This window comes from Candidatus Accumulibacter sp. ACC003, assembly GCF_907163085.1.
Taxonomy (GTDB): domain Bacteria; phylum Pseudomonadota; class Gammaproteobacteria; order Burkholderiales; family Rhodocyclaceae; genus Accumulibacter.
Window position 1 is genome coordinate 13,984 of record NZ_CAJQTX010000006.1, and the last position, 15,146, is coordinate 29,129.

Below are 15,146 nucleotides of genomic sequence, written 5' to 3' on the forward strand. Positions count from 1 at the left end.
CAGAACGGCTGCTTGCGCTGGCCATCGAGCCCGGCCGCAAAAGTACCGTTACTTCTCGCGTCTACGCGGCGTCAGCGTTCCGCGGCTACCAGCGTGGGCAATCGACGGCGAGTCGTCGTAGTTCCTGGCGTGCGGCGCGGTGATCGGGGTATAGCTGCGCGACGATCGCCCAGAAGCGCGGGCCGTGGTTCATTTCGCGCAAGTGCGCCAGTTCGTGCGCGACGACGTAGTCGACCACCGCCGGCGGGAAATGGATCAGCCGCCAGTTCAGGCGAATTCCGCTACGCAGGCTGCAGCTTCCCCAGCGCGTGCGGGCCGCCGACAGCGACAGCCGCGGCAGCTCGACGCCGAGTCGCTGCGCGTAGAGCGCCAGGCGTTCGCCGAACAGCACGCGGGCCCTTTCGCGCAGCGCTTTCTCGAGCAGCCGCGGCGCGTCGGTCGGCGCGCGCAGGCACAGGGTAAGCGCCGGCTGCTCGGCCAGTCGCGTCCACACGTAGCGGTTGGCGCCCGCTGCCAGGTGGATCGTGAGCGCCTGGCCAAGTAGCGGCAGCGCCAGGCCATCGGTGATTTGCAGTGTTTCCGGAGGTTGGCGCCCCGACCATTCGTCGAGCTTGCGGCCGATCCATTGGCCGTGCTTCAGGAGCAGCGTTTCGACTTCGCGCAACGAGGCGCGCGGCGGCGCGCCGACGCGCAGGCCACGATGATCGATCGACAGGCCGATGGTTTGACGCTTGCCGCGGCGCAGGACGTAGGGCACGGTGCGCTCGCCGATGGCAATGCTGCGCGACGTTTCGCCAGTCGCCGGTGGTCGCTCGCCGAAGCCGAGTTGCTCAAACAGTCGCGGCATCGGCAGGCGCCGGGTAGCGGTGCGGCGACAGGCGCCGCATTTCGCCCTCGATCCATTCGGCGGCCAGCGCGTTGATCTTTGCGGCTGACTTGTCGGCCGGGTCGATCGGCGGTCCGATACTGACGGTGATCAGTCCGGGCGAGATCTGGAAAGCGTTTCTTCCCCAGATTTCGCCGGCGTTGTGCGCCACCGGCACGACGCGGCTGCCGGCACGCACCGCCAGGTGCGCGGCGCCGGGCTTGTAACGACACGTCGCGCCGGGCGCGACGCGCGTTCCCTCGGGGAAGATCACCACCCAATAGCCGGCTGCCAGGCGCTCACGCCCCTGCTCGAAGATCTGCTTGAGGGCGTCCTTGGCAGCCGCTCGATCGATCGAGATCATCTTCAACGCGGCCAGGCCCCAGCCGAAGAAAGGTATCCGCAGCAGTTCCTTCTTGAGCACGAAGACCAGCGGCGGAAAGACCTCCTGCAGGCCGACCGTTTCCCACGCCGACTGGTGTTTGGCGAGAACGATCGACGGCTCCGCGGGGATGTTCTCACGCCCGATGACGCGATAGCGGATGCCGAGAACGCTGTGGCACAGCGCCATGAAACCGGCCCGCCAGACGGCGATGACCTGATAGCGTACGCGTATCGGCAAGAGCACGGCCAGCGAAACGAGAACGCCGAATGGGATTGTCCACACGCTGACCAGCAGCAGGAACAGCGTCGAACGGACGGCGACCATCACGACTGCAGGAGGTGTTCGGCGGCGGTCGCGAGATCGGGGAAAACCAGCGTGCCTTCGGGCAGACCGCCGGCCTCGACGGTCTGCGCACCCTGGCCGGTCAGGACCAGCAGCGGTTTTGCGCCGACCGCTGCGGCGGCCAGCAGGTCGCGCAGGGTATCGCCGATTGCCGGCACGCCCGCCAGGTCGACGTTGAAGCAGTTGGCGATACGTTCGAACATGCCGGTCTTGGGTTTGCGGCAAGTGCAGTGCGCATCGACCGCATGCGGGCAGTAGAAGATCGCGTCGATGCGGCCGCCGACGGTTTGTACGGCACGGTGCATCTTGGCGTGGATGGCGTTCAGCGTATCCATGTCGAACAGGCCGCGTCCGACGCCGGACTGGTTGGTGCACAACACCACCCGGTAGCCGGCCTGGTTGAGGCGGGCGATTGCCTCGAGGCTGCCGGGTATCGGTCGCCACTCGGCAGGCGACTTGATGAACTGCTTCGAGTCGTAGTTGATGACGCCGTCGCGGTCGAGAATGACGAGTTTCATACGGCCAGCTTCGAAATGTCGGCAACCGCGTTGAGCTCTTCGGAGAGCGCTTTCAGCAGGCCCAGTCGATTGGCCCGCAGTAGCGGCTCGGGGACGTTGACCATCACTTCTTCGAAGAAACGGTCGACTTCGCTGCGTACCGCCGCCAGCGTTTTCAGCGCGTCGGCGTAATTGTCGTTGGCGACGTGCGACTTGACCAGCGGTGCGATCAGCAGCACACGTTCGAACAGCGCCGTCTCGGCGTCTTCTTCGAGTAGCGCGATGTCGGGATCGGGGAGGTCGGCCTCGGCTTTTTTCAGGATGTTGCCGATACGCTTGTTGGCGGCGGCGAGCGCCAGCGCCTCGGGCAGCTTCTGGAACTCGGCGACCGCCGCCAGCCTGGCCGGAACGCGATCAATGCGCGTCGGCTGTTGGGCGAGAACGGCCTCGACGACGTCGACCGAGTGGCCGGCGTCCCTGAGCATGCCGCGCAGGCGGTCGAGCATGAATACCAGCAAGGGCTGCTCGAGCGGCTCGATCTGAAGTCCCTGGGTATCGAAGGCGTTGCGGGCGTCGCCGATCAGCTCGGCCAAGTCGAGCGGCAAGGGGGTTTCCATCAGGATACGCAGGACGCCAAGCGCCGCGCGACGCAGGCCGAAGGGATCCTTGTCGCCGGTCGGCAACTGGCCGATGCCGAAGAAACCGACCAGCGCGTCGAGCTTGTCGGCCAGCGCAGCGGCGCAGGCGATGTCGCCCTCGGGCAGCGCATCGCCGGCAAAGCGTGGGCGGTAGTGCTGCTCGACGGCGTCGGCAAGCGCCGGCACGACGCCCTCGTGCAGCAGGTAGTAGCGGCCCATGGTGCCCTGCAACTCGGGGAACTCGCCGACCATGTCGGTCAGGAGGTCGACCTTGGCGAGCAGTCCCGCGCGCTCGGCGATGTTCACGTCGGCGCCGAGTTTCTCGGCAATGGCGCGCGCGCTGCGGCCCAGACGCTGCGCCCGGTCGCCCAGCGAGCCGAGCTTATTGTGATAGACCACCGCGCCGAGGCGCATCGCCCGGGTGGTGAAGCCGTTCTTGCGGTCCTGGTTGTAGAAGAAGCGGGCATCGGCTAGGCGCGGGCGAACGACGCGCTCGTTGCCCTGGATGATGGCGCCGGGATCGTCGACCTGCATGTTGGAAACGATCAGGAACTTGTTCAGCAGCTTGCCGCTGGCGTCGAGCAGCGGGAAGTACTTCTGGTTCTGCTGCATCGTCAGGATCAGGCATTCCTGCGGCACTTCCAGGTATTCGGCCTCGAATTCGCCGGCATAGACCGCCGGCCATTCGACCAGCGCGGTGACCTCGTCGAGCAGGCCGTCGGCGCGATTGATGCGCGCGCCGAGTTGGCCGGCAGCGGCGTCGAGCTGCGCAGCGATCGCCGCACGCCTGGCCGCGAACGAGGCGATGACCTTGCCCCTGGCGAGCTGCTCGGCATAGTCGGCGGCGTTGCCGACGACGATTTCGCCGGTCGACAGGAAGCGGTGACCGAGCGTGACGCGAGCGCTGCGCAGCCCCAGCACTTCGCCGGCAACGACGCGCTCGCCGTGCAACAGGATCAGGCCATGCACCGGGCGGACGAATTGATGTTCCGAGTCGCCCCAGCGCATCACTTTCGGGATCGGCAGCTTCTTCAGCGCCTGCGCGACGATCTCGGCAAGATGGGCGTCGATTTCCTCGCCTTCTTTCGGGCGTCGGGCGACGAAGTATTCGCCTTTGCCGTCAGCGGTCTGGTGCAGTTGCTCGAAGCTGACTCCTGCCGAGCGCATGAAGCCCTGCAGCGCCTTGGTCGGCTGGCCGGCGGCGTCGAGCGCGCCAGCGACGGCCGGTCCCTTGCGTTCGAGCAGCCGGTCGGGTTGCCTGGCGGCGATGCCGGTAATCGTCAGCGCCAATCGGCGCGGCGTCGCGAATGCCGTGCAAACGCTGTCGTCGGCGGTGAACAACTGCGCCTTGAGGGCATTGAAAACGCCTTCGGCGAAAGCCTCGGAGAGCAGTTTGAGTGATTTGGGCGGCAGTTCTTCGGTGCGCAGCTCGATCAGGACGGTGTCGTTCATCTCATTGCCCCTCGGCGCCAGCGGTGGTCTTGCACATCGGGAAACCGAGCGCCTGCCGGGAATCGTGATAAGCCTGCGCGACTTCGCGCGCCAGCGCGCGGACGCGGCCAATGTAGGCCGCGCGTTCGGTCACCGAGATGGCGCCGCGGGCGTCGAGCAGATTGAACGTATGCGAGCACTTCATGACCATCTCGTAACCGGGTAGCGGCAGGCCGGCGGCGATCAGTCGCAGCGCTTCGGACTCGTACTCGCCGAAGTGGCGGAACAGCATGTCGACGTTGGCCAGTTCGAAGTTGTACTTCGACTGCTCGACTTCGTTTTGATGAAAGACGTCGCCGTAGGTCACCCGGTAGCCCGGTCCTTCGGCCCACACCAGGTCGAAGACGTTTTCGACGCCCTGCAGGTACATCGCCAGGCGTTCGATACCGTAGGTGATTTCGCCGAGCACCGGCCGGCATGGCAGCGAGCCAACTTCCTGGAAATACGTGAACTGGGTTACTTCCATGCCGTCCAGCCAGACTTCCCAGCCGAGTCCCCAGGCGCCCAGCGTCGGGCTTTCCCAGTCGTCCTCGACGAAGCGCACATCGTGCTGCGCGGTATCGATGCCGAGCGCGCGCAAGGATTCGAGATAGAGGTCCTGGATATTGGCCGGCGACGGCTTCATGACCACCTGGTACTGGTAGTAATGCTGCATGCGGTTCGGATTCTCGCCGTAGCGACCGTCCTTGGGGCGGCGCGACGGTTGTACATAAGCCGCGTTCCACGGTTCCGGGCCGATCGCTCTGAGAAAGGTCGCGGTGTGAAAGGTGCCGGCACCGACTTCGATGTCGTAAGGCTGCAATAGCGCGCAGCCCTGTTGGTCCCAGAACTCCTGGAGACGCAGAATGACTTGTTGAAACGTTGGCATGGGAGAGTTTCGGAGCGAAGCGAAAGCGCGATTTTACTTGTTTTCTGGCCGGACAAGAACCGCGTTCAAGCCGCTTCGCGGCCTTGGCGGTGGCGTCGCCAGCTGCGCCGGGCGCCTCAGCGCCGCTGGCGTTTGCCGATCGACAGCAGGACCAGCAGCAAGGCCATCGCAATCACCGGCCAGTTGCCCCAGCGAACGTACGGTGTCGCCCCGGCGTAGCCCTGCACCTCGTCGACCAGCGCGCCGCGGGTGAATGGCGGCAACCGTGAGCGTACGCGGCCGTCGACGTCGATGATCGCCGTCATGCCGGTGTTGGTCGCGCGCAGCATCATCCGGCCGCTTTCAAGCGCGCGCATCTGGGCAATCTGCAGGTGTTGCGCGGGCGCCAGCGAGTCGCCGAACCAGGCGACGTTGGAGATATTGACGAGCAGCGTCGCGGCCGGCAGTGCGTCGATAATCTCCTCGCCGAAGGCGTCCTCGTAGCAGATGTTTACTGCCACTTTCTGGCCGACCAGATCGAGCGGCGCCTGCCCGGGCGAGCCGGCCGTGAAATCCGACATCGGGATGTTGGCCATGGCCATGAACCAGGCGAAGCCGGGTGGTACGAACTCGCCGAAAGGAACCAGGTGGCGCTTGCTGTAACGCTGCGATTCCGCGACGCCGAGAGTCACTGCGGAGTTGAAGTAGCGGCGGCCTTCGGCGACGGCGATTCCCAGCAACAGCTCGCCTTCCTGGCGCCGCGCAAGTTTCCGCAACTCGTCGAGATACGCCGCGGGAACCTGGTCGAGAAACGCCGGCAGCGCGGTTTCCGGGAGGACCGTCAGCCGTGCCGGGTTTTCCTGCGCCAGGCGGTAGTAGGTGCGCAGCGAATCGACAAAGCGCTCGGGGCGCCATTTAATCTCCTGCGGCACATTGCCCTGCAGCAGCGCGACGCGCAGGGTTTCGCCCTCTTTCTGCGTCCAGCGCCGTTCCTGGAGCGCGGCGCCGCCAGCTATCGTCAGCACGATTAGCAGCAGTGGCAGCGTCAGCCAGCGGCTTTGCCGGCCGGCCGAGCCGGGTGCCGGCGGCGAGCGCCAGCGCCGCGCGATCTCGAACAGCAGCGCGCCGACCAGCGCCGACGCCAGCGAAACGCCATAGACGCCGAGCAGCGGCGCGTAGCCGGCGAGCGGGCTGGGCGGGACTTGCGAGTAGCCGGCGGCGAGCCACGGAAAACCCGTAAAGACCCACGAGCGCGCCCACTCGGCGAGCACCCACAGGGCGGCGAAGAGCAGCACCCGCGGCAGCCGGCCGATGCTCGCCAGGCGTACGAACAGCGCGCCGACGAGCGCCGGGAAAATGCTCAGCACGACGCAGAACAGTAGCGTCGCCAGGCCGGCCAGCGGCGCCGGCATGCCACCAAAGACGCTGAGGCTGACGTAGACCCACGAGACGCCAGCGAGAAACAGGCCGAAAGCGAAAGCCGCGCCGATCAGCGCACCGCAGCGCGCGCGCCGCGCGCCGTCGGCCTCGGCGCAGAGCAGCGCGTAGAGGCCGCCGAGCGTCAGCCAATTGACCGGAAAGCAGGCGAAAGGGGCAAAGGCGAAGACGCCCGCGGCGCCGAGCAGCAGCGCGCCGAAGACGCGCCAGTGCAGGGCTTTCCTAGGCATCAGTGATATCTGGCGAGCCGGGGACGAGCAGGGTATAGATCCGCCGACCGTCGGCGCGCAAGACCTGGAACGGAGTGTCTTCGATGCAGATCGTTTCGTTGAACAGCGGCACGCGACCGAGTTCGCGCAAGATCAGGCCGCCGACCGTGGCGCACTTCTCGTCGCTGAAGTGTGTTGCGAAGGCGCTGTTGAATTCGCCTATAGCCGTTTGCGCCTTGACCCGGTAAAGACCGCTGTGGTCAAGCTCGATGTTGCCGTCGGTCTCGTCAAAGTCGTATTCATCCTCGATCTCGCCGACGATCTGTTCGAGCACGTCCTCGATGGTGATCAGCCCGGCGATGCCGGCGTATTCGTCGATAACCATCGCCATGTGATTGCGCGACACGCGCAGCTCGCGCAGCAGGCCGTCGAGGCGTTTGAATTCCGGGATGAACACCGCCGGCCGTACCCAGTCGCGGAGCGTGAAATCATCGTCGCGCTGTACGCGTAGCAGATCCTTGGCCAGCAGGATGCCGACGACGTTGTCGCGACTGCCGTCGATGATCGGAAAGCGCGAGTGTGCCGTGAGATTCACTTGCGCGATGACCGCCGCGAATGAGTCCTTGACGTCTACGACTTCCATCAGCGGGCGCGGCACCATCACCTCGCGCGCGGTGACTTCCGAAGCGGCGAGCGCGCCCTCGGTGATGCGCAAGGCGTCGGCGTCGAGCAGTTTGCGCTGGTGCGCCGACTGCAAGAGCTTCATCAGCTGCTCACGGTCTTCGGGTTCGCGAACGAGCAGCGCCGAAAGGCGTTCAAAAAAGCCCGGGTTGGCGCTGGGGTTGGGGATGGTCTTGTTGCTGGTGTGCGTGGCCATGATCAGTTTCGAGGATTGAGGCGTCAGCGGCGACGAGGCCAGCGCCGTCGCTCAGCGCCGCTGACGTTTCAGTCCTCGCCGCGGTACGGGTCAGGGTATCCCAGGGCCGCCAGGACGCGACGTTCCAGGCCCTCCATCTCGGTCGCTTCCTGCTCGCCGGTCTCGTGGTCGTAAGCCTGCAGATGCAGGACGCCATGGACGATCAGATGCGCGCAATGCGCCGTCAGCGACTTGTCCTGCTCGGCAGCCTCGCGCACCAGCACCGGCGTGCACAGTACCAGGTCACCGCAAAGCAGCGGTTCAAGCGCGTAGGGGAAGGACAGGACGTTGGTGGCGTCTTCCTGGCCGCGATACTCGCGGTTCAGTCGTCGCCCTTCGCGCTTGCCGACGAAGCGCACGGTGATTCGCCCGCCGCGTTCGCCGTTGACTGCCGCCGCCGCGCGCACCCAGGCGCGGACTTGCCGCTTGCGCGGCAGCTCGTGGCGTTTGCCGGCGTATTGCACGTCGACGTCGAGGTGTTCGGTTTCTTTGGGCATGTGGTTTGCTGCCTTTTTATCGAGGACGAGCGTCGTAAAAGCGCGGAACGCTCATCACTTTCATGATCAGAGGGCTTCTGTTGATGGTCATCAGCGTTTGGCTTCGAGTGCTTCCAGCGCCGCGGTATGCGCCTCGTACGCCGAGACGATGCGCGCCACCAGCGGATGGCGGACGACGTCTTCCTTGAGGAACTCGGTGAAGGCGATGCCGCGAACGTCCTTGAGGATCACGCGCGCCTCGATCAGGCCGCTCTTCTGGCCGCGTTGCAGGTCGATCTGCGTGACGTCGCCGGTGACCACCGCCTTGGCGCCGATGCCGATGCGCGTCAGGAACATCTTCATTTGTTCGGGCGTCGTGTTCTGCGCCTCGTCGAGGATGATGAACGCATGGTTCAGGGTACGGCCGCGCATGTACGCCAGCGGCGCGATCTCGATCGCGCCGCGTTCAAACAGCTTGCCGACGCGCTCGAAGCCCATCAGGTCGTAGAGCGCGTCGTACAGCGGCCGCAGATACGGATCGACCTTCTGCGCCAGGTCGCCAGGCAGAAAGCCCAGGCGTTCGCCGGCCTCGACCGCCGGCCGCGTCAGGACGATGCGTTTCACCAGTTCGCGCTCGAAGGCGTCGACCGCCGAAGCGACCGCCAGATACGTCTTGCCGGTACCCGCCGGGCCCGTGCCGAAGGTGATGTCGTGTTCCTGGATATGCTTGAGGTATTCGATCTGGCGCGGCGTGCGGCCGTGCAGTTCGCTCTTGCGCGTCATCAGGGCCGGCGAGACGCCGGGGCCGGAAGAGACGTGGCGTAGCGGCCGGTTGACAATCTCGATCAGCCCGAGCTGGATCTCGTCGACCGACAGCGCGTTCTTGGCCTGCGCGTAGAACTGCTGCAGCGCTTCCGACGCGCGCGTCGTCTGGGCGATTTCACCGCGTAGGGTGAAGCGCTCGCCGCGGCGGGCGATCGAGACGTCGAGTGCGGTTTCGATCTGGCGCAGATTCTCGTCGAGGGCGCCGCACAGATTGGCCAGATGCCGGTTATTGACCGGCGACAGCAACAACTCGATGGCGCGGCTCTTGGCCGCTGGCGCGGCGGCGCTCATGCGGCGTCGCCGACGAGTTCGCCGCGCAGCGAATGCGGCATTGCCGAGCTGATGCGGACCTCGACGAAGCGATTGAGCCAGGCCGCCGGGTCGCCCGCGGTGACGGCAAAATTGACCACCCGGTTGTTATCGGTGCGGCCGGCCAGTTCCTTGTCGTCCTTGCGCGAAACGCCTTCGACGAGCACCCGCTGGACGCTGCCGACCATCGCCGCCGAAACCGCTTGCGCCAGCTCGTCGATGCGCTTCTGCAGACGCTGCAGGCGTTCGAGCTTGACCGCTGGCGGCGTCTCGTCGGCGAGTTCGGCGGCCGGGGTGCCGGGCCGTGCGCTGTAGATGAACGAAAACGACGCGTCGAAGGCGAGGTCGTCGATCAGCTTCATGGTCTTCTCGAAATCGTCGGCGGTTTCGCCGGGAAAGCCGACGATGAAATCCGACGACAGCGACAGATCGGGACGCGCCACCCGCAGCTTGCGCACCAGACTCTTGTATTCGAGCGCCGTATAGCCGCGCTTCATCGCCGCCAGCACGCGGTCGGAACCCGACTGCACCGGTAGATGCAGGTGCGAAACCAGTTTCGGAACGCTGGCATAGACGTCGATCAGGCGCTGTGTCACCTCGCGCGGATGCGAAGTCGTGTAGCGGATCCGTTCGATTCCCGGAATCTCGGCGATGTACTCGATCAACAACGCCAGATCGGCGCTTTCCTCGCCGGGCTGCGCCTGCCCCTTGCCGCTCATCGCGCCGCGGTAGGCATTGACGTTCTGGCCGAGCAGCGTGACCTCGGCGACGCCCTGCGCGGCCAGACCAGCGACCTCGGTCAACACGTCGTCGAAGGGTCGCGAGACTTCCTCGCCACGCGTATAGGGGACGATGCAGAACGAACAGAACTTGCTGCAGCCTTCCATGATCGAGACGAAAGCGGCCGCGCCATCGACGCTCGCCGGCGGCAGCTTGTCGAATTTCTCGATCTCGGGGAAGGAAATGTCGACCTGCGACTTGCCCAGGCGACGCCGGTCGGCGATCAGCTGCGGCAGGCGATGCAGCGTTTGCGGCCCGAAGACGACGTCCACATAAGGCGCGCGGGCGACGATCGCTGCGCCCTCCTGGCTCGCCACGCAACCGCCGACGCCGATGATCAGGTCGGGATTGGCGCGCTTCAGCAGGCGCACGCGACCGAGGTCGTGAAAGACGCGCTCCTGGGCCTTCTCGCGCACCGAGCAGGTGTTGAAGAGGATGATGTCGGCGTCGTCGGGGGTGTCGGTCTTGACGATTTCTTCCGATGCAGCGAGTACGTCGGCCATCTTGTCCGAGTCGTACTCGTTCATCTGGCACCCGAAGGTGCGGATGAACAGTTTTTTGGCCATGTTTTACTTGTTGGTTTAGCGTGCGCGCGGCGCCGAGGCTTCGCTCGACGTCAGCATCCAGACGCGATTGATCGCGCCCGACGCGTTGGGGAGATAAACGACTTCCACGGGGTTCTGGATTTGCATCGGCACCACGATCAGGTTTTGCCGGCTGCGGATTTGCGCCGTTGGCGCCAGTGGCCAGCGCTGCTCGTCGATGACGACAAAGCCGTCGCCTGCGGGCGGCAGCATGACACCCTGCTTCGCTTCTGCCGGCAGCAGGCGGGCCATTGCCGCCGGCTCGTTCAAGAGCCACGGGTCAGGCGCTGGCGCCATTGCCGACTGGGCAATGCTGCTGAGAATCGTGTACAGGAGAGCGGCCGGGATGTCCATCGGCGCATTATAGACACGCCAACGCGCCGCTGTCAGCTCAACTTGCGGCCAGCGGCCGCGTCGTCAAGCCGGCGGGCAGCCCGGCGCACCGGACAAATATCAGTGTGGCGTATGTCGGGAAGCGCGCCGTCGCTGCCTGGCTGGCCAGTCGCGGCGACGGTCTGTTGCCTACGGTGGCGCAAGCGGACGTTGTGGAGAAGCGTACAAGCGTCGTAGAATGGCGGCCTTTGCGGGCGTCGTATAATGGTAATACCCTAGCTTCCCAAGCTAGAGCCGAGGGTTCGATTCCCTTCGCCCGCTCCACCTTCCGCTTGTTCCGCTGATGTCATTGAAGCTCGCGTTGCCGTTCGCGAGATGCCGGGCAAGGCGGCGGCAAGGTGGTTCACAGGCTGGGGAACCCCGGTCTCTATCGCCTCCCCAGCGGCACCTACACTATTCGCATGGCACTTCCCGCACGTCTGCGGCCGGTTGTCGGCCAGTGTGGTGTTGCACGCTACGAGGCCACTGAGCGCAAGCGTTCGGCGTTGGTTTTGGCGTAGCTGACGCCCTGTCCTGTCAAGAATCCAGTAACAAGTCGGTGCGGGCTTCATGGCGAGCAAGCGCCAGCGATTTCCTCGCGATCTGCCTGGCCCGCGGGTCAATCAGAGGATGGAGCTGGATTGCCGCGTCGGCTTTGCCTCCTCGCAATGACGGTGTGGGCGCGCGCCGCGTGTCGGCCGTGGCGCCCGGCAACGCCCGCCGAGTGGGACGCTTGGACGCTTTCCCTTGAAGGGTGGCCGCAAGCTTTGGCGGAGGCCAGTTTCAGCGACCACAAGCTTTCGGTATGGCCTTGCTTTCAGGATTGCTGAAGGTCTCCTCAAGAATGCAGCACGACACCAGCGCCAAATTTCATCGCGATGCGCCTGGCGCGCACGTCATGGCGAGGAGGTGCAGCCGACGTGGCAATCCAGTGATCTTTCTCCTGGCGTTGGCGATGTAGCCGTCACGGGTTGGGAATCGTCGCCCGCCGGCCTTGGCCTTCACGGCCAGTTCGCCATAGCGCCGTCCCGCGGCGATGTCGAATGGCAGCAGCCGATCCCTGAATAGTCCCTTCGGACCGTCAAGGGCTGCTGTCAACGCGTACGTGCGCTTGCCGGCTGTGAGCGCCGCGATGCCAAACAGGAACTCTGCCAGCGCCACGCTGGACAGCTACAGCCTTTCAGCGACTTGATGATTCAGCCAGGCTGGCATGGCCGGATGCGGCTCTGGCGGCATCGGATCGGAACCGACCTGGGTATCGAGAACGATCGTTCAAAGCGCAGCGGCCGGCATCCTGTCGCCCTGCTGGTCGAAGACCGCGAAATTCTCGTTCGTGAGGGCGATCTCGCGGCCCAATGTCGTTCGTGCGGCATCACGTTCCTGCGTTGCGCGATCAGTTCACGTTGGCTAGTATCCACTGGGCTGGCCTTATGATTCTGTTCTTGAGAAAGCCGGCGTGCCGGCAACGGCCACCGGTGTCCGCCGCTGTCGCCCAGCACAGCGAAAAAACCAGCCCGGCAAGCCGTGCCCTGCAAGTGGCTCCTGTCGCCGCTATACCACGGTCGTTTTTATCAAACTGGCGAGAGCCAAAAGGAGAGTGCGATGCAGTCAACAGTGAGAAGGGCGTCGCTGCTTGCGGCCGCCGTGATGGGCCTGGCTGGCTGCGCAAGCCTGCAGTCAGGTCCAAAGGAAATGACGTTTTTTGTGACCAGCGTTGGCTCCGGCAAAGGTGGCGATCTGGGTGGCCTCGAGGGCGCCGACCAGCACTGTCAAGCGCTGGCACGGGCGGCGGGTGCCGGTGATCGTACCTGGCACGCCTACCTGAGCACCCAGGCAGCAAAGCTGGCCGACAGCAACTTTGTTAATGCGCGCGACCGGATCGGCGCAGGCCCCTGGCAGAACGCCAGGGGCGAAGTGATCGCGTGGAGCGTCGACGACCTGCATTCGGCCAACAGCGAGTTGAGCAAGCAGACGGCGCTCGACGAAAAGGGTGAGCCGGTCAATAGCCGCACCGAGAAACCCAACAAGCACGACATCCTGACCGGTTCGCGACCCGACGGAACGGCTTTTCCGGGCGCCTCGTTTGCCGACATGACTTGCGGCAACTGGACGAAGAGCACGCCCGATGGTGCCGCGATGACCGGCCATTTTGATCGCGCCGGTCCGCTCGACGCGGCCTGGGCTGTCTCGTGGAATTCGGCGCACCCAACGCTTGGCTGCAGCCAGGAAAAAGTGCGTCCGACGGGTGGCGACGGACTGTTCTATTGCTTTGCTGAGAAATAAGCCCTTGGCTTGCTCGCCCGGGAGCTGAACAACTCATCGCCGACGCGGCAATTGTCGGGTGCTGAAGCTCTATCGACTGTGGCTTGCGGTGCGAGGCCCAGCAGAGAGCCAATCCTCTGCTGCCGCTGTTTGACGCCGCTTCGCCTCGTCTGTGTGCTGGAATTCTGAGCTGTTACCCGCCGCTGACCAGCGTTCTCTGTCGCCGCTTACCCACCCCCTTTTGCCGATCCGGCCTGGCGCGCTGAATTCGGCGAAATCGATCCCAAACGCGCGCGCTTCCCGACAAGACCTTGCGGCGCGCTTCCCGCCCGATGCACTCCTCGCTCAGCGGCGCAGGACCTTCGTGCCGCAGCGTCCTGTTGCCTCTTGCGCACCGGCTTCGCTGGCACGACTGCACGCCGACGAACTGCACGCGCGAGTTCCTTTGCTCGATGGGCAAGGCTTTCCGCCCTTCCGGCAAGGCTTTTCGCCCTTCGCGCCAGGCTTTTGTACGCGGGCATCAGCGACACGACCGCAGCGGCGAAGCTTTTTGCTCGACCGCCGCAGCGGCGAAGTGTCCCGGCAAGGCTTTGAACGTCGCGCGCGAGAAAAAAAGCCTCGCCCGCAAGCCTTTTTGCTCGACGCGCACAGCAGCGCGGCTTGCGCGGTGAAGCTTTGATCCTTGCGCGTGCAGCTCAAGACCTCGCGCGCAAGGTCGAGAAGCTCGCGTTTGATGTTCTCCATCATCGGCATCGAGCCTCGAAGCTTTGCGCGCCAGGTTTCGCGGTTTGCACACCAGGGCTTTCATGCTGGCGGCCAAGGATCGCAAGCTTGCCGTCGAAGGTCGGAGCCTTGCGCCCGCAGCTCGGAAGCTTGTGTGCCGAGCGCCGAGGCTTGCGCAGCGCTCAGGAAGTGGTGACCGGGCACTGCTTCGCCTTGCGGCTGCTGCGACCAGCCATCGCTGCCGTCAAGGCCGCGAGCCCGGCGCTCCTGCCGAAGTCCCTGGCCAGCGAATAAGCCGCGAGCGCGGCGAAAAGGCGGGCCACTGACCAGCGATGGCCGGCGGCGACGGCCGCACTTTTGCGCATCACGCCGGACGAGCATCCTGAAAGCGCGTTCTTGCGTGCGCCGTTCGGCCGAAGTGGCCGCCTGACAGTCGGTGGCGATTGCGTGCCGAGATCGGCTTCGTTGTACCATCACGGAATTGCAGCTTTCGGCCAGAAGCAGCCGCAAAGCCAGTGTGCCTCAAGCTGCCGTTCATTCCCATCGCTTCAAGCCAAGCTATTTTTTCAAGACGCATCGAAAGAAAAGGCGATTTGATTAGCAATGAACGTCAGCCAGGCCCCTTGGTGAGGTTAATCGCTAATCAAGGCCATGCCGTTCGCGAAAACACCTGCGTGCGAATCCGCCTGGACTATTGCAACAATATTCGGAGCCGATTCGTCCAATAACTTTCAGGTTCTGGAAGCACAGAAAGGAGAGCGCGATGAGCAACGTACAGGTGGCACCTGAGACGAAGGGCGTCACGGTGACGTTACTTGCCACGGTTGATCTTGGTCCTGAAATAGAAGGCATGGCAGGCCGCCAACTTCGAATGCGAAAGGTAACCATCGAGGCTGGAGGCGTGTTCGGGCCGATTCACGACCATAAAGACAGACCAGGCACCGTTTTCATACTGCAAGGAACCATCACTGACCATCGAAATGGCGTCGCTACGGACTATGGTCCGGGAGTGGGCTGGCCCGAGGATAGGAACACCACACACTGGCTTGAGAATAGAGGAACGATTCCGGCAGTGGAGATCTCGGTCGATATAGTCAGGCAAGAGTAAGCCCAAGCCCGACATCTAACACTGTCCGGACTACGAGGTGGCTCAACAGATCGGCCTTCGGTCCAGGGCCTCCGCACTCC

At 64.7% G+C, this 15,146-nt stretch carries 13 protein-coding genes, 1 tRNA gene and 2 pseudogenes; 3 read left to right on the top strand and 13 right to left on the bottom strand.

The window, feature by feature from the left end; all coding sequences use genetic code 11:
* Window positions 1-85 precede the first annotated feature (85 nt).
* From QZ656_RS13280 to QZ656_RS13330, 11 genes and pseudogenes are all read right to left on the bottom strand, one after another.
* Window positions 86-847, bottom strand: a complete 762-nt coding sequence (locus QZ656_RS13280) for a SprT family zinc-dependent metalloprotease (protein WP_291993871.1) — start codon at window positions 845-847, stop codon at window positions 86-88.
* A complete protein-coding gene (locus QZ656_RS13285; protein WP_291993872.1) occupies window positions 831-1,574 on the bottom strand; it encodes a lysophospholipid acyltransferase family protein in 744 nt (247 codons plus the stop codon). The genes QZ656_RS13280 and QZ656_RS13285 overlap by 17 nt, the downstream gene beginning before the upstream one ends.
* A pseudogene (gmhB, locus tag QZ656_RS13290) lies at window positions 1,574-2,116 on the bottom strand (D-glycero-beta-D-manno-heptose 1,7-bisphosphate 7-phosphatase); the annotation flags it as partial. The pseudogene gmhB and the gene QZ656_RS13285, both read right to left, overlap by 1 nt.
* Window positions 2,107-4,179, bottom strand: a complete 2,073-nt coding sequence (gene glyS / locus QZ656_RS13295; RefSeq protein ID WP_291993874.1) for a glycine--tRNA ligase subunit beta — start codon at window positions 4,177-4,179, stop codon at window positions 2,107-2,109. The pseudogene gmhB and the gene glyS, both read right to left, overlap by 10 nt.
* A gap of 1 nt (window position 4,180) precedes the next feature.
* Window positions 4,181-5,086 carry a glycine--tRNA ligase subunit alpha gene (gene glyQ, locus QZ656_RS13300; protein ID WP_291993875.1) on the bottom strand — a complete coding sequence of 302 codons (906 nt, stop codon included), beginning with the start codon at window positions 5,084-5,086 and terminating at the stop codon, window positions 4,181-4,183.
* Between the two features lie 116 nt (window positions 5,087-5,202).
* Entirely contained in the window at window positions 5,203-6,732 is a 1,530-nt protein-coding gene (gene lnt, locus QZ656_RS13305) for an apolipoprotein N-acyltransferase (protein ID WP_291993876.1), read from the bottom strand.
* Window positions 6,725-7,588, bottom strand: coding sequence for a transporter associated domain-containing protein (locus tag QZ656_RS13310; protein ID WP_291993877.1), 864 nt, complete (start codon window positions 7,586-7,588; stop codon window positions 6,725-6,727). The genes lnt and QZ656_RS13310 overlap by 8 nt, the downstream gene beginning before the upstream one ends.
* Before the next feature lie 68 nt (window positions 7,589-7,656).
* Complete coding sequence (gene ybeY, locus QZ656_RS13315) at window positions 7,657-8,124, bottom strand: rRNA maturation RNase YbeY (protein ID WP_291993878.1); 468 nt, start codon at window positions 8,122-8,124, stop codon at window positions 7,657-7,659.
* Between the two features lie 90 nt (window positions 8,125-8,214).
* Window positions 8,215-9,219, bottom strand: coding sequence for a PhoH family protein (locus QZ656_RS13320; protein WP_291993879.1), 1,005 nt, complete (start codon window positions 9,217-9,219; stop codon window positions 8,215-8,217).
* The gene (gene miaB / locus QZ656_RS13325; RefSeq protein WP_291993880.1) at window positions 9,216-10,583 is read right to left on the bottom strand and encodes a tRNA (N6-isopentenyl adenosine(37)-C2)-methylthiotransferase MiaB; all 1,368 of its coding nucleotides are present in this window, start codon (window positions 10,581-10,583) and stop codon (window positions 9,216-9,218) included. Before miaB ends, QZ656_RS13320 begins: the two co-directional genes overlap by 4 nt.
* A 15-nt stretch (window positions 10,584-10,598) precedes the next feature.
* Window positions 10,599-10,853: a hypothetical protein gene (locus QZ656_RS13330; RefSeq protein WP_291993881.1), complete on the bottom strand. Its 255-nt coding sequence runs from the start codon at window positions 10,851-10,853 to the stop codon at window positions 10,599-10,601.
* A gap of 331 nt (window positions 10,854-11,184) precedes the next feature.
* Here QZ656_RS13330 and QZ656_RS13335 point away from each other — a divergent pair.
* Window positions 11,185-11,258: transfer RNA gene (locus tag QZ656_RS13335), tRNA-Gly, on the top strand.
* Between the two features lie 666 nt (window positions 11,259-11,924).
* Here QZ656_RS13335 and QZ656_RS13340 read toward each other — a convergent pair.
* Window positions 11,925-12,209, bottom strand: a pseudogene (locus tag QZ656_RS13340) (VapC toxin family PIN domain ribonuclease); the annotation flags it as partial.
* A 411-nt stretch (window positions 12,210-12,620) separates the two neighbouring features.
* On the opposite strand from QZ656_RS13340, the gene QZ656_RS13345 reads away from it, so the two are divergent.
* Window positions 12,621-13,256, top strand: a complete 636-nt coding sequence (locus tag QZ656_RS13345) for a hypothetical protein (protein ID WP_291994208.1) — start codon at window positions 12,621-12,623, stop codon at window positions 13,254-13,256.
* 884 nt (window positions 13,257-14,140) lie between these two features.
* Here the strand turns inward: QZ656_RS13345 and QZ656_RS13350 are convergent.
* Window positions 14,141-14,326 (bottom strand): hypothetical protein, encoded by a 186-nt coding sequence (locus tag QZ656_RS13350; protein WP_291993882.1) that lies wholly within the window; start codon window positions 14,324-14,326, stop codon window positions 14,141-14,143.
* A gap of 395 nt (window positions 14,327-14,721) precedes the next feature.
* Here QZ656_RS13350 and QZ656_RS13355 point away from each other — a divergent pair, with 395 nt between their 5' ends.
* Window positions 14,722-15,066: a cupin domain-containing protein gene (locus tag QZ656_RS13355; protein ID WP_291993883.1), complete on the top strand. Its 345-nt coding sequence runs from the start codon at window positions 14,722-14,724 to the stop codon at window positions 15,064-15,066.
* Window positions 15,067-15,146: the final 80 nt, after the last annotated feature.